The sequence below is a fragment of the Fibrobacter sp. UWCM genome (assembly GCF_900129735.1).
GTDB lineage: Bacteria > Fibrobacterota > Fibrobacteria > Fibrobacterales > Fibrobacteraceae > Fibrobacter.
The window spans coordinates 45,490-61,427 of record NZ_FQWR01000024.1 but is presented as its reverse complement, the minus strand read 5'-3'; the positions used below and the strand labels follow the sequence as shown (position 1 = coordinate 61,427).

Annotated in this window: 5 protein-coding genes; 4 read left to right on the top strand and 1 reads right to left on the bottom strand. The window is 43.6% G+C overall.

What is annotated here, in order from left to right:
• The first annotated feature begins 345 nt into the window (after positions 1-345).
• The 4 genes from BUB22_RS13520 (at position 346) to BUB22_RS13500 (ending at position 12,545) form a co-directional block, all read left to right on the top strand.
• On the top strand, positions 346-9,255 hold the full coding sequence (locus BUB22_RS13520; RefSeq protein WP_073115948.1) for a Tc toxin subunit A-related protein: 8,910 nt from the start codon (positions 346-348) through the stop codon (positions 9,253-9,255).
• Positions 9,256-9,259: 4 nt separating this feature from the next.
• Positions 9,260-10,450, top strand: coding sequence for an FISUMP domain-containing protein (locus BUB22_RS13515; RefSeq protein ID WP_073115945.1), 1,191 nt, complete (start codon positions 9,260-9,262; stop codon positions 10,448-10,450).
• Positions 10,451-10,502: 52 nt separating this feature from the next.
• The gene (locus BUB22_RS16460) at positions 10,503-10,997 is read left to right on the top strand and encodes a hypothetical protein (RefSeq protein ID WP_139259009.1); all 495 of its coding nucleotides are present in this window, start codon (positions 10,503-10,505) and stop codon (positions 10,995-10,997) included.
• Positions 10,998-11,081: 84 nt separating this feature from the next.
• Complete coding sequence (locus BUB22_RS13500; protein WP_073115939.1) at positions 11,082-12,545, top strand: glycosyltransferase; 1,464 nt, start codon at positions 11,082-11,084, stop codon at positions 12,543-12,545.
• 143 nt (positions 12,546-12,688) lie between these two features.
• Here the strand turns inward: BUB22_RS13500 and BUB22_RS13495 are convergent, their stop codons facing one another.
• Positions 12,689-15,832 (bottom strand): GH116 family glycosyl hydrolase, encoded by a 3,144-nt coding sequence (locus BUB22_RS13495; RefSeq protein ID WP_073115937.1) that lies wholly within the window; start codon positions 15,830-15,832, stop codon positions 12,689-12,691.
• Positions 15,833-15,938: the final 106 nt, after the last annotated feature.

Genomic DNA, 15,938 nt, shown 5'->3' with positions numbered 1-15,938 from the left:
GAGGAATGGATGGAAGAAAAAGCTTACTTAACCGAGAAGGAAATGGAAAAATCTGCTTTTTGTGCATGAATTTACAGAAAAAGACTTGCCTAATCCGGTAAAATTTTCTATAAATATACAATATTCTAGATAAATTTTGACGAGTAAATGGAAAATATGCTAAAATAAGCTAAATAAAAACGCAATGAACCTTTAGAATTTTCACTCAAAACATAAGTTGTGTGAGAGTTTGAACCGATGGTTGTAAGATTATTGTAAATTTTTGAACAAGATGGCCATGGGGCGATAAAATAAGATATATTAAATTTGCGTATTATTCGCTTAAATTATATCAAAGGAGTATCTATGGCCTATCCTGTACCCGAAGTTTGGACGGTTTCTGGAACGCTCAATAAAAACGGAGTCCCATTTTACCAGGGTAAGGTTTATGCGGATAATTTAAAAAATGGTGAATTTTACCAAATTGCTGAAACGGGTATTTCCGCCGATGGCTCCTTTACCTTAACATATTCTCGCGGGAATTTCCAAGATGGCGACACAACCCTTGAATTCCCAACGCTTCGAATAAGAGTGGAAGATTATCAAGGAAATAACTTATGGACATCAAACATTTACAATGAACCAAACTCTGCATTAAACATCGGACCTATTGATATTTCAAAACTTCCAGAGCAGAACGGCGACTGTAGTGTTTATGGAACAGTCAAAAATGAACAAGGCAAAATTCTTTCGGGATTGATTGTTAAAGCTTATTGTCTTCATTTTGAAGAAACAACTTCGAATTCGGTAACTACGCGGCGGTTTAAAAAAATTGAACTTGGATCGAAAACTTCGGATGACGAAGGACGGTTTGTAATTCGCTATAATTCAACACTACTTCCTCAGGGACTGCTGTTGGATTCCAAGGAGGATTATGGCAAAGATAAGGTTTCTTTGTATGCGGAGGTTTTTAAATCTAAAGAGAATTCCTGCGAGTCTCTTGCTATAGAACATCTAGTATTTAATGGTAAGACTGATCAAGAAATTAATTTCTTCTTAAAAGCGAAACAAGAATCGTTTACTTGCGAGTTCGAAAAGATTGATTCGTTGTTGAATGTTTATTTTGATGCCGTTTTTTCTGAATATGGAGGAGATGATTGGACCAAAAAGGTCTCGGGAATCACAACATTCTTGAATTCAAATACGACATTCCCTTTAGTGGCCGGTCGCGAACGATTGACTGAATCTAAGGTTTACGCATATTTTAAGGCGTACAGCCTGTATTTTCAGCTTCTAAAGAGGTATAATACAACCCCTCCAAGTGAACAATATACGAATCTTTTGTCCAATGATGAAAAGAAGTATTGGTGTGAAGTCTTCTATGCGCTGTCCTTGCGTGAAGGAATTTCGTCGCTTTATCAGATGATAAAAGCTAAGCCGACGGTTTTGCAAAAGACGTTGTTGGGCGCTATTTCCGATGGATTGATTTGTGCCGATACGAATAAGTTTCTTGAACTATGGCAGCGACTGCTTGGTGAGGGAATATCTTCGGAAGATAAGGAAAAAGATGAAACATCGCTTACTATAAGTCAGATGCTCCTTCTTTACTTGTCTGGGAACTTGTCCGTCGTTGGACCTGCTCCACTGCGGTATGTTTCAAATATTTCAAAAGAAAATATTTCTCAGTATCTTCCTTCGGATAAAGCGTCTCTTTTTAATAATTTATTGGACGCCTATTATAATGTGGGAGCCAATACGGATGCCTTAATCCGAGTATTACAAAAATTTGTTGTACCAGATGAAGAGGAAGGTAATATTGACAGTTCTGGAGAATCAACAAATTCTTCATCAACGGGAATCAATCATTTGGTTGAATATCCGCAATTAACTGAAACACAGTTTTTTAGATTGAAGACGGTTTTTGACCTTAACGATTTCTTTGAAAAATTTGCAGATGGTGTGGTTTGTGCTTATCGCCATGCTTATACAAAGGGAAATTTTAATTTTAAACGTTTCGCTGATTTTGTGAAGTTTACAGAATCGGATTGGTCTGGTATTGTTAACGCCATTGCCGATAATTATGGTATGCAATTTGGGACGCCCAAAACGGAAACTGTTGATGGAACTCCTGTTGTCACTTATCCGCAGTGTTTGCCTCCTGAATTTCCCGGAACCAATACAGAACTGAAAAAGGTAATATACGTTCGTAAACTTCTTGAACTCATTAAGAAATGGTTCCCGCAACAAACGCTATTTGTTGATTTGGAAAAGAAGTTTGGTGACGCTATAATTTTGGCTGAGCGTACTTCAATAACAGATGAAGCAACGGAAGAAACAGTTCTTGTCGAACCGGATGGAAATCTTATTAATTTGCTCGAAAATTGGAAATCTCTCTGCTTGACTTTGCAAGATTCTGATTGGGATGAATTCTCTCTGTCCAATAGTGATTTAGATGAGTTCTTGAAACAGAATACAGAACTTTCCGTAAGCGAAGGTAATCAAAAATTGATTAAGCAATTACAGCGTTTGTTCCATTTGACGGACAGTGCGACTGCAATAGCCTATTTGGTTGAAGAAGGTTTTGATTCAGCTTATAAAATAGCTTCAATTGATGAGGATTCTTTTGTTGCTCAATATGGGGGCGGACTTGGCAAAACAGAAGATGCAAAGCAAATACACCGCTTGGCGGAAAATTATATCGTTGAAGCAACATTAAATATTCAAGCTTATGCATCCGATTCTTCTACGGAAAGCGAAGATACCTTACCTTCGCTTCCCCGTACTGTTTCTTCTAGAATGCGGCTTGCTGCTCCGAAAAATAGAAATATTACAAATACTGCGAATGAAAGAACCGCAACACGCGATACTGTCAATTGGGCGAAACTTTTTGGAAAGATTAACTATGCTAAGGCAACGGAAGGCCAGTCAATATTGAGTGCCTCTGCCTATTATATAGACTTATTGAAGTTTTTAAAAAAGAGTTCCGCGTATAAGTCCTTTGTAATGCGCAGGCCGGACTATCTAGATTTGCAGTTGACTAAGGCCAATGCGGAAATCCCTATGCCCACGATTGATTTGGGCATAGAATTGTTGGAATGTTTGGTGGCTGGTCCTGTTGAAAATAATGGTTTTGCTTACCCAATTGCGAATAATAATTCGAGTGATGCTAGCGCCGAAAAACTTCGGGCTGAACCTTGTCCGTTTGGTGAAACGATAGATGTCGAAGAAAATGGAACGACTGTAGGAAAGAAAATAGCCGATCTCGCGCTGGTAAAGTTAAGCGAGTCGGTTTATCCCATTCAATTGCCTGCAAATTTCAATCGGGAAAAAGCAAAAAAGATTTTGGCAAATTTGTCGTTACATTTTTATGATATTGCGTCAATTGCTGGTGCTGATCTTCGGGAACTTCGTTTAGATTCAATGCAAAGGGAATTGATTTCCTCATTCCCGTTAACTGAAATTCCGACGTGGAAACTTTGGGGGCTTGACCAGACCAATAATAGAATCCTGATGCCGAATAAGGTTGATTATGTGGACGGCGGTTATATTGATGTGTTGTGTAACCTTTCCGTTTTCTTACAACGCTCTGGTTTGACCATTCAAGATTTAAATGTAATTCTTTTAGATGGTCATTTTGATCAAGTTCAGTATAAGCCGAAAGATTCCGAATATTACCAACTTGCCAATATTGACGGTTATCATTTCGTTGCAAGAGAGTCTAACTTCTCTGGTTGGGATGAGTTCTTTAAGAAAATGGCAGTTCTATTACATCGAAAAAATATTCTTGACTGGACTTTCGAAGAACTGCTACTGACCTTTGATTTAGATATAAATCAGTTGGATGTGATTTGTGAAATGCGTGCGCGTTATGGCGTGACAGTGCAGGAAGCCTATGTAATGGGCAATGTTGGGTTACTATCGATCGATGTGCTGAATGAAATTTTCCATTTGGCAAGCCCTGTTGCAGGAAATGCGGTATTTACGCAAAGGGATGTTGTTAGAATCGCGAATACTGGATTCGGCATGGAGAAGGATGAGGCCATAGCTATCTACAAATTTGTGAAAAAAGATGGATTTGATATGACTGCACCCCAAATTATGCAGGAATTTTATCGAGCAACACTCTTACAGAAAACATTTGGGCTTTCGATTGATGCTTTGTTGATTTTAAAGGAAAATGGGCTTGTTGTTAATCCTGAAATGCCTGGACCTGATAATTTGATGAACCTTCGTAAATTTGCCGATGAATGGCGAATTATAAGCGGGACATCGATAGATGCAGATTTTTATTTAAAGATGCTTTCTCCTGTGACCGAAGATGAAGAGACTGCTGCGGAAACCTTTGCTTCAAATCTATATAGTTCTGATTTTTGTGAAGAATTTGATGTTGATGATGACGCCTCGATTCCGGATGCGCTTGATGAAACGCAGCAGAATTTGCGTTTGTTAGTCTTTGCCGAATTTGGTATTGCTGAAAGATTTGGTGATGCATTGAGTCCCGAAAACGATATCCTTGATTGGGAGAGATTCTATGATGATGCCAAAGGCTATGTGTTTGCTCTGGGCATTTGGAATAAAGATAAAGAAAATGAGGAAAAGCCTAGGTTGTCTAAACAATCCTATGCGCTATATGTGAATTTGGCGAGAAAAGTAGCCGTTTATAATTATTTGCAAAATTATGAGCAAGGAATTGATTTAAAAACTACTGACTTTGTTAAATACGAATCGGATGAAGATGTTCTGTCTATAATTAAATATGATGATAATGGGGAAGGCTCCTCTCTTAAACCATTGGTTTATGTAAACTATGTGACGGACAGACTACTTTCGGGCGATTTCAATTTTAATTCTCTTGAAGAACGCTTTACGACAGAATTAGATGATTTCGCCGAGGAGTTAGGACTGGAAAGTTCTGATTTGACGGCATTATATGAATATGCGGATGATGCCTTTGATAATGATATTGAAAAGTGGCTCTGTATTGCACAATATTACGAATTATATTCTAAAACGCATTTGCTTCCGAATGGGCTGAACGATTTGTTAAAGGAATCTACTCTTGAGTCTGATACAGAAGAAGATTTCATTAGATATAAGAACGATTTGATTGCCTATGGTGCATATGTAGAGAATCTTGAACTTGCTGTAAAGTCCCATACGAAGGAATCCGAGTGGCTCAAGTTTGCGCAGGAGATGAATGATGACTTGCGTAAGAAAAAACGGGATGCTCTCGCCGCCTATGTCTGTTGGGAATCATGTTCTAATACGGAAAGGTCTAACCGTTATCCGCGTCAGTTTGTTGATGATAGCGACCTTTATTCCTATTATTTGATGGATGTGAAGATGGAACCGGACATGGCTATTTCTCGTATTGTCCAGGCTTCCGCATCAATTCAGTTGTTCGTGCAACGTGCCGAGTTGGGTTTGGAGGGCGATAGGGTCCTCAATGATCAACAACGTAGCGAATGGGAATGGATGAAGAATTACCGTGTGTGGGAAGCCGCCCGTAAAGTCTTCCTATATCCTGAAAACTGGATAGCGTCCGATTTGCGTGATGACAAAACGCCATTCTTCGAGGAACTGGAAGAGCGTATTCAGGAATTTTCCGACGATCACGCTAATCTTGAAAATGCACTTTTTGAATATCTCGAAAAGATCCGCGAGGTATCGAGTATTGAAATTATTGGAGCGACAAAAGAAAATGGGGGAGATGAAGGAGGAATCCTTTACACCCTGCATATAGTAGGTCGCACACAGGGTGAACCACATACATATTACTATCGCAAATACAAGGCAAAAGCGATTCTTTCGGGGGAATGGACACCATGGGAACGTCTTGATGTAGATATTCCATCAGAGACTGTTATTCCTGCTATTGTGAACCAACGCCTATATTTGCTGTGGCCACAAATTACGGTTGGACAGCGCAATATAGAATCTGCTTCTGAAGGTGGCCTTGAAGCGATAGAATATTATGCGCGAATACAGGTTTGTTGGACTAGTTATACAGGGACAAAGTGGACGGGTACCCGTATGTCAAAAAATGCCCTGTACGATTCTTCTAGAAATCAACTTGACTTTGCCTTGGGCGATAACGAGAACATTGAAGACCGTTATAATTTGAAGACGGAAACGTCACTGGAATGGGTTAAGGTTTCCATTGTCAAGACGAGTTATCACTATCAGGAATTTGAAGAAATTGTCGGTTCCTCAGAAGTGATGGATGGCTCTTCGAAGTCAACGAAAGTAACCAAGCGTATCTACGATTATACTAGGCAGTTCTACCACAGAATCGCGGAAATTACAATTTCCGCGGATGGAAGTGATACTATCGAAGTCAATCCTGCTGCGGAGATGCTGATGGATGATTGTGCACCGGAAAGAACCCGGTTGGTCCATGGCGTCTTTAAGGAAGAGGAAGAATTCACTTGTGGTGACAAGGGCTTCAATTATCCCGAGAATAACGCAATCCTGAACTATACACCGGGCCGATTCAGAATTGTTTCTACGAATTTGTCCATGCTCAAGTTGGATGAAAAAGATAAAACAGAAGATTTGCCGTTCTTCTATATGGATGGTCGGCGTACATTCTTTGTTCAGCCTGTTCCGAAAGACGGAAATGTAAATCAGGGGCAAAAGAATTACAGGTTTGAACTTATTTCCCATTCGTTGGTAGATGAGTTTTATAAGCGTTATCGTGATGGTGGCACTAAGTGGCTTTATACCCGTGAAACGCAGGCTTTGCCTATTTCCGATAGCTATTATTACTCTTATTCCTACTATAACTACTATTTCAGCGTCTATCTTGGCTATTATATGGCTGGAGATTGGCAGTCGTGGGATTTGGGACAGAATATATTCCGCTTTAACTATCGCCCCGACAAGAAGGGCGTCGATGGTCCGTATCCTGCCCCCATGGTGGATTTTGTATGGGGCGGGGCAAATGCAATGTACAATTGGGAACTGTTCTTCTATGTCCCGATGCTCATTGCCGAAAAAATGATTGCAGAACAGAGCTACGAAGAGGCTTTGCTGTGGTTGCAGTTGGTTTTTGATCCGAGAATGAATTATTCGGCGTATGAACGTACAAAGAAGTTCGCAAGGGATTTGCCCAAGGGTGCTCGTTATTGGAAATTCTTGCCATTCTTTGTCAATAAGGATGCCGATAAGTCCATATTGCAGATGTTGGGGCTTCCGACCAAGCGGGACATGCTCCCAGATAGGACAGCTCTCTCGTCACTTGTTGATAAGTGGAAAAATGATCCGTTTAACCCTCATCTGATAGCTCGTTACCGCAAAGTTGCGTATCAGAAGTATGTGGTGATGAAATATCTTGATGCGCTCATTGGATGGGGCGACCAGGAATTTGCCAAGGACACGACGGAATCTGTCAATCTTGCGATTCAGTTCTATCTACTGGCCGCAGAACTGCTTGGCCCCAAAAATGCAGAAGCCCCTGAACCGGAACCGATGTCTGCGCTCACGGCGAACGACCTTCTTTCTAACACCGATTCTTTGGGCAATGCATTTATAGAATATGAAAATTCTGCATTAATCGGTCGAGACAAGGCGAAGGTCCTTAATGCAAGGGCTATGGATGCCAAGGCTCGCCGTACCGGAAACATTGTGGAATCGATGTTCTATTTTACAGTGCCAAGAAACGATACCTTGTTCTCGTATTGGGATACGGTAGCGGACAGACTGTATAAGATTCGTAACAGCTTGAATATTCAAGGTGTAAAGCGGACTCTGGCCTTGTTTGCCCCGCCCATTGATCCGGGCATGCTTGTGAAAGCGAGGGCGATGGGAATTTCTATCGATTCTATTCTAAATTCGTCAAATGAACCGACGTCCATTTATCGTTTCCGGGTTATTGTCAAACTTGCTGTTGACATGGCAAAAGATGCTTGCCAGATGGGCCGCGACCTGCTCTCCATTCTAGAAAAACAGGATGCTGAACAGTTGCAAGTGTTCAAGGCGAAATGTGACAAGGCGGTGATTGCGGAAAGCAGGGCCGTCCATGAAATGGAAATCAAGTCCCTAGAGGCCGAAAAAACTCAACTAGAAGAAAAGAAAACCGCGAAGAAGAGCACCTCCAAGAAGAAAAAGGCGATGCACCTTATTTCGACCGCTGAAAAGAAGTATCAGAAGTTGATGGAAAAGGTCGCTAAGATTCAGGAAACTGTTGAAAAAGTCCGCAACATCGCTTCTGCGACGTTCAAGATTCCTGATTTCAAGTTCGGTGCTGTTACGAATATGTTCGGTGGTCCAAGATTCGACATGGAGTCGATTGGCGGTACAAAACTTGCTGAAAATCTTGTGAGTGCGGCCGAAAGCTATGCTGCGCGATTCGCTCAAAGGCAACTTGATGCTGCCAAGACAAAGTTGCAGGCTGAATTGGAACGTCGCAAGAAGGAATGGCTTGTTGAAGACGAAGTTGCCGATGCTGAAGTGGTCGAAGTCGAAAAACAGGAAGTTGTAAACGAAATCAAGACCCAACAGGTCGAGAAAAAGCAGAAAAACATTGAAAATGAGATTCTGAGGTCGGAAGAAATTTATGATGTTTTGAGCGAAAAGTTTACGAACAATGATTTGTATATTTGGCTTGAAAAGGAACTCGGCAAGGTCTTTAGACAGTATGTAAATCTGTTGATTGATGTTGCCAAGATGGCTGAAAAAGCATACCATTTTGAAATTCCTGATGATGCTGATAAGTCATACATACAGTCGAATTATTGGGACTCTTTCTATAAAGGCTTGCTTGCTCCGGAAAGGATTCTGCTTGATTTAAGACGGATGGAAAAAGCCTATTTAGAAAAAGATGTGAAAGAAATGGAAATTGCTAGGGCAATTCGATTGAGCGAATTTAACAAACCTGATGGTTCTGGTGCATTGAAAAAACTACAGGATGAAGGTACATGCCAGATCCTTCTTGATAATCAATTCTGGACAAATGAATTTGCGAATCATTCATTCCGTAGAATTAGAAATGTCAGTGTATTTGTTGAGACTGTTGCTTCTGTGCAAAAAGTAAATGTTGAATTAACTTTATTGGAAAGTAAGTTGGCGAATATAACTGACTGCAATCCAGAGACATATGCTTCTAGCATTACAAATACTAATCCAAACTTTATTGATTCTCGGATATCTGCAGAAAAAAAGCATTTGTTTGAAGGTAGGGGCGCTGATTCAATTTGGAGCCTTTCGGTAACGGGTGCTTCTGGAAGTCAAATAACAGATGTGATTATATATTTAAACTATACTGCAAGGAATTAAGAATATGCAGAAGATAATCTATAATTCTTTTTTTCTTTTGATGATGTGCCTGGTGCTTTCTTGCGGTGATGAAGTTTCCTCGTCTGGAGAAGATGTTTCCGAGGCCCCAACAGAATCGTCACCTGTTGAAGAGGATGTTTCGTCAAGTTCCCCTGAAGAAAAAATCTCATCTAGTTCGGTTCAAGAGTCCTCAAGCAGCAAAATTCAGGGTGATAAAAGTAGCTCTTCTGAAGAGGGTGTTTCGTCAAGTTCCCCTGAAGAAAAAATCTCATCTAGTTCGGTTCAAGAGTCCTCAAGCAGCAAAATTCAGGGTGATAAAAGTAGCTCTTCTGAAGAGGGTGTTTCGTCAAGTTCCCCTGAAGAAAAAATCTCATCTAGTTCGGTTCAAGAGTCCTCAAGCAGCAAAATTCAGGGTGATAAAAGTAGCTCTTCTGAAGAGGATGTTTCGTCAAGTTCCCTTGAAGAAAATATCTCATCTAGTTCAAAAGGCACATCATCTAGTAGCTCTTTAGTTGTCGGAAAATGCAAAACGACAACTAAAGATAATTGTATATATGGTGAATTATATGATAAACGCGATGGAAAGACTTATAAAACCGTTGTTATGGGAACACAGGAATGGATGGCTGAAAATTTGAATTATTCGGATAGCAATTATACTCCAAATTTGCAGGGGAGCTCTTGGTGCTATAACAATGACACCTTAAATTGTGCAAAATATGGTCGTTTGTATCAGTGGACAGCTGCTATAGATACACTAGAAAGCGATTGTGGATATATGGAAGATGGATGTGCTGATTTAGATGTGAAAAATCGTCAAGGAATTTGCCCTAGTGGTTGGCATCTGCCGGACACATCGGAATTATCTGAGTTAATTGCTTATGTAAAAAAATACAGTTCAAAGAATTATTGGAAGGATTTGCTTGCTATATCGGAGCCTAATGGCACGGATGCGTTTGGCTTTTCCCTTTTATATGCGGGAAGCTATAGTAATTGGAATGCTTCGTCGCCAAACTATCTATCCTTAGGAAGTATGACGTATTTATGGTCTTCTATGCCGAAAAGTGAATATGAGTCTTATACGGCGGTTTTTAAGCAAAATGATGGATATGTTTATGTGGATGATACGTATAAAGCAACCGGACTTTCTGTTAGGTGTATAAAAAATAGTAATGTTTCAAAATCAAATTACTAATGATTTGTCATTATTTTGTGCGAAACAAAAGATTTTAACTTGAAGGATTAATATGAAAAATTTTTTAAGGATTTCGTTTTTTTCATTCTCATTGTTTCTGTTAGCTTGTTCCTCTGATTCGGGAACAGGAACAAATTCCACTGAAACAGCTTCCGGTAATAATCCGCAAGTGGATAATTCCGCTTGCATTGCCATGGCGGAAAAATATTTGCCTATTCCAAGTTCTCTCCCTGAAATGTTTACGACTTTGCTTAATTGGATGCCGGAAGGCAGTTCTTCGTGTGTCTCAAAGGTCTGGCATAACAATCTCCCCAAAACCTTCGATGCGTACTATCAAACTTTAGTAGCCTATAATTGGGGTGAATTGATTGGAACAGATATCCCCTCGGATGTCAGACAAAATGTCAACTCGGAGAAATATATGTATTTCAACTACAAAGAAGAAGGTGGTTTCAAGATTGTTTTCCAAATGTGGCTTTCGACAAGTGCGCAGGGTGGATATGATTTCAACGCAGTCTTTTCAAAAATAGGCGGTTTGTCAGATTGATATCTAATGGTAGAACTCAATCAGCGGTTGTTTATGTAGTTTTTTGAGATTGACAAGGTCTTTAATTTTAAGGTAGGTATTCTTATGTCCGATAAAAAGAAAATTCTTTTCTGGCCTGATGTCTATAAAGAACAGGGGCACTGGCTTCCGACTCTTGCTTGGGCAGACTATCTAAAAGAGTGGCATGATATCAACTATATGGGGATAGCCGATTGCCAAGAGATTGTGACGAAATACAATTTGAAAAATGGGACCAATTTTGGATACGAAACAATCTTTTCGTGTCAAGAGAAATCTGTTGACTATTCCATTTATCCGTATGGCTACACAAATGAAGTTGTAACGACTCCGGGAACTAGATGGAAAACTGACCACATATGGACCTTGGTCGCAGCAGGCTTTGATAGTGAGAAATCGTTAAATAAAGTAGGTTTCCCTTCTGATACAAAAATCTATAAATGTGCTCAGGAGTTTCGAAAAATTTGGAAGCGAATTAACCCAGACCTTCTTATTTCAGGCTATTTTACAGCACTAGAGTTGCTCATTATATATTATCATCATCATGTAAAAACAAAGGTCTTTACAAATGAAAAAATTCAATTTGCGTTTTCAACGACATATTTGCGACACCCGGAAGAGGATCCTGCTGCTCATGCATTGCAAAATTTACAGGCGTTTTCTGTTGCTGAACAGAATAAGATTATCAATATGGTAAAAAATGATAGCGATGATGTTGATACAATTTATGATGATCCGGGAATATCTTTGGAGGAATTTGTCTCGCCATTATCGACTTTCCATGAATTCATTCCATGCATAAAGTCTTTTGATTATAGTCAATATGAACATGGCTCGAAAGTTCACTATGTTGAACCATGTATGACAAAGGAATTGGAACCCGATAATAATGAGTACTCTGATGAGTACTGGCATGATTTTCTCAACGCACATAAAAAGATTGTTTTTGTTACAGCTGGCTCTCAAATTTTGGACTACAAGGAAAAAGCGTTAATTTTATTTCAGTCTATTATTGATGCTATGCAAGCGTCTGATATGTCTGGGTACCAATTGGTGTTGTGTGCGGGGGCGACTCTTGTTCAAGAGTTGAAAAGTGATTATGAGAATGTGTCTATTTTTGGATGGGTTCCGCAAAGAAAAATTTTAGAGAGCTTGGCTGATACTGAACATACGGGAAGCTGTGCCATAATTCATGGCGGTCTTGCAACTATAAAAGAATGTGTTTATTGCAATGTTCCCTTCCTTGTGCTGCCTCTTGGTAAAGACCAAATGGACAATGCGTTAAGGTTAGAAGATTACGGAATCAACAACTATTTCTATATCGAGTTTATCAAGCCTAAGTGTCTGCTTTACTTTATCAATCAGATTTTGCAAGATTATGTATCTCTTGCAAATCTCGCAGCTCTGAGTAAAGAGTTCCATATTGCTGAAAATTCTCATGTGGGAGCAAAATATATTAAGGAACTCGTTGAAACGGGAAGAATCGAGGAATTCGATGGTCCTGCTGTAGAGGAATCCGATTCAGACTGATTTCTCATCTGCTTCTCTGTTCAATGTGTGACACTCCTTTATAAACAGACAAAGACCTCGGCATTATGCCGAGGTCTTTATGTTCTATGGATTGCTTCGGGGCTGTTCGCCCCTCGCAATGACACACTAGGCGAGCGGTCTCATTAGTAAAGCAGAGCGAACACCATACCCGGGCGGAAGTACTTACCTGCGGTGTACTTGAGGGCCGTGCTGTGGAGCAGCATGAACAGGGCGCTCGCTTCAACCTTGTTGGCCTTCGCGATGCTGCCGAATGCCTTCGTAAAGGCGGGCAGGTTGCGGGGGAGCTTCGGGCTGATGCGGGAGTCTGCAAGCAGGGCGCCCTTCTTCAGGAGTTCCTTGTGCATCTTGTCGGCGGCGGTGGCACTGAGGCCGAATGCCTTCACTAGAGCTTCCGGGTGCAGGCGGCAGGAGCCGTTGAATCCTTCCGGTGCGGCGAACGGGATGCGGGCTTCTTCGTAGAGGTTGCGGATCATGGAATCGCCCATGTCGGCTGCCTGCTTTTCGAGGCCGTGGTGCATCATGGCGCACATGATGCTGTACTGGATGCCAATCCACACGTCGTGAGCCTGGAAGTTAAATTCGTCCAGCGGAGAGCCGTCCTTGCGAACAAGGTTTGCTGCACCGATGAGCGGGCTGTTGGCCTTGTAGTTCGTGTTGAATACACGGAGCAGGTTGGCCTTGGCCTTCTTCTCGTCGCTGATCGGCTTGAGGCCGAGCAGGCGGAGGTAAGTGTCGGCGAGCATCGAGTCGGCAAAGACGTCGTCGCAGTCGTTCGCAATCTTTGCGTTCCAGCTGGCGGTAAAGGCTTCCTTGCACTGGGCGGTGAGCCATGCCTTCTTAAGGCCGCGGAGTTCATTCTTGGAAAGATCCACGTCGCTCGGAATTTCGCCCGCGTTCAGCCATTCGTTGATGGTCTTGAGGGCGGCCTTCACGTCGCTGCCGTCGATGGCGAGCGTGTCCTTGATGGCGTCGGCGAGTTGCGGGAGCTTGTCGGCCACAACGTCCTTCGCTTCCATCGGAGTCACGAAGAAGTGGTAGTAGCCTTCGGCTTCGTCCCACAATGCTTCGTCGAATTCCTTGTTGGCGGCGTCGGCCTTGGCGTTCCAAGTGTCGGCCTGCTGCTTGTCGCCGAGGATTTCGGCAATCTTTGCTGCAGCGCGGAGGCCTGCAATCCAGAGGCTACCGCAGTACACGGAAATGCCGTGGCTGGAGAGGTTGTCGAACGTGTCGTCGGTACCGTGGGTGAGCGGGAAGTTTTCGCCTTCGTTCACCATCTTTTCGAGGTATTGCATGGCGGCGTAGACGGCTTCCTTGCAATCCTGCAAGTTCTGCTTGTCCTGCGTCTTCACGTAATGACGGAGAACCATCAGCACATACTTCGGAGCGAGATCCTTCCATTCCTTCACGTTGTGCCAGTCGTAGGCATCGGGTTCTGCATCGAAGGGGCTTCCGAGGTCGTGAATCACGGCGCCTCGCACGGCGCGCGGGCCTTCGAGTTTCGGGTCCGGAAGGTCAGCGAACGGGTGGTTCACGTATTCATGGTGACGGCGACGGTTGTCGTTTACGGCGAGAATCGCATCACCGAAGCGCTTCATCACCACACCGTCGAGGCGCGGCATCAGGGCCATCAGGCTGAAGCTGCCGTAGAAGTAAACGTCGAGGGAGTTGAAGAACGGATAGTCGGCGCATTCGCGGACGAGGAAGCGGTCGTCCTTGTCCCACACGGTGGCTTCGGCGAGGAAGCTGAGCGTGTTGATGGCGAGGCTCTTGAATTCATCTTGCTTGGCGGCCGTCTTGTAGAGTTTGGCCACGGCCTTCTTCGGCACGAGCGCTTCGAAAGCCTTGAGGCGAGCGTCGAAGTTCTTGTCGGCGGCGAGGGCTTCTTCGAGGATGGCGCCCACGCGGCCATAAGCTTCGGGGAAGAATGCGGTGTACTTCTTGGCGGAAGTAAGCTTGTTCAGCTTGATTTCGGGGAAGTCGAGCACCAGGTTGAACTGGAAGCTGACCTTCTGCTTCGGCTTCAAAACGGCCGTCACGGCGACGGCGCCTGCAATCGTTTCACGACCGCTGTAAACGTTCTTGACCCAAGAGCCAGCAACGCGACCGCTCTGGAGAGCGCCCTTCAGCACAGAGGCGGCATCGTCCTGGTAGAACATGGGCTTCACGGAAACGTTCAGGTTATCCTTCTTGTTCCAGGCGACGGACACGCCCATGCAACCGTTGAAGTCGCTTTCGGCGAGCGGCTTTTCGTTGTAGAATTCAATACCGCGCACAGAGCGGCCATCCTTGAGTTCCTTGTCAAACTGCACGCCCTTCGGGAAACGAGCAGACGGCACCAGCACAAAACTGGAGTCCTGAACGCCCTGGCGGTCCTTCTTGGCCATGTAGCCCGTGATGCTGTCCTGAATCTGGACAATCGTCACTTCGCGGGTTTCCTTGGTGTTATTTTCGAGAGTGAACATGGTGGCGTTCACCGGGAGGCTGGAGAGGCGTTCGTCACCCGGGGTCACGTAGCTGGACTGGGTCTTGGTGATAGCGACACCCTTGCCTTCGTAAACGGTTTCGCTCACCGGATAGAGAGCGGTGTACTTCATCTTGGCGGCGTCGTAGCCCGGCTGGCCGAGGAACTCGGAGTCGTTTGCCCAGGCGGCGGTGAGGGCGCCTTCGCGGGCTGCCTTTTCGCCAATCATGCCGTCAAAGAAGTCAATGAGAACGGCGCGGTTGATGGCGGCGGTGTCCTTGCCTGCAGCGATCAAAGCCTGGGTGCGGTCGCTGAACTGGATGTGCCAGCGTTCAAAGGCGGCCTTGTTCGTTGCAAAAAACGTCTTGTCGGCAAGCACTTTGTTGAGCTTGGCTTCTGCCTTCTTCTGGTCCTTCATGTCGGCATCGCCGAAAACGCGCGCACCGTTTGCATCGAGGAGCGGGAAGTTGTTGTTGTAGATGCCGAATGCGGCGAAGTTGCCAATTACAAGGGGAGCCTTTGCGCTTAAGACCGCTTCCTTGAAGAAAAAGTTGTTGAAGCGGAGGTCGGAGGGCTTTTCGGTGCGGACCTGCACGCCCGGCATCACGTTCATCACGGGGGTGGTGCCCGCAGGCGTTGCGGTGAATGTCGAGCCGATACCGCCGACAGCAATACCCGTGGTAGAGGGGGTCGTAGAAAGCGGGGTGTACCAGGGCTGGATAAATTCCACGGCGAGGCCCGGGGTCATCAGCTTCTGGACGGAACCGGCCTGTTTGGCGCCGGCGAGGTAATCTTTGATGCTCATAGTTATTTCCATGAATTAAGGTTTATTTCCGGGGTAAAAGTTACAAATTATAAGGCGGTTGCGCCTGCTTAAAAACAAAAAAGTGTTTACAAAACGGAACTCGGAC

Bases quoted from the DNA above. Each gene is read 5' to 3' on its own strand.
- BUB22_RS13520 (WP_073115948.1), top strand. From the start codon at position 346: ATGGCCTATCCTGTACCCGAAGTTTGGACGGTTTCTGGAACGCTCAAT.
- BUB22_RS13515 (WP_073115945.1), top strand. From the start codon at position 9,260: ATGCAGAAGATAATCTATAATTCTTTTTTTCTTTTGATGATGTGCCTG.
- BUB22_RS16460 (WP_139259009.1), top strand. From the start codon at position 10,503: ATGAAAAATTTTTTAAGGATTTCGTTTTTTTCATTCTCATTGTTTCTG.
- BUB22_RS13500 (WP_073115939.1), top strand. From the start codon at position 11,082: ATGTCCGATAAAAAGAAAATTCTTTTCTGGCCTGATGTCTATAAAGAA.
- BUB22_RS13495 (WP_073115937.1), bottom strand. From the start codon at position 15,832: ATGAGCATCAAAGATTACCTCGCCGGCGCCAAACAGGCCGGTTCCGTC.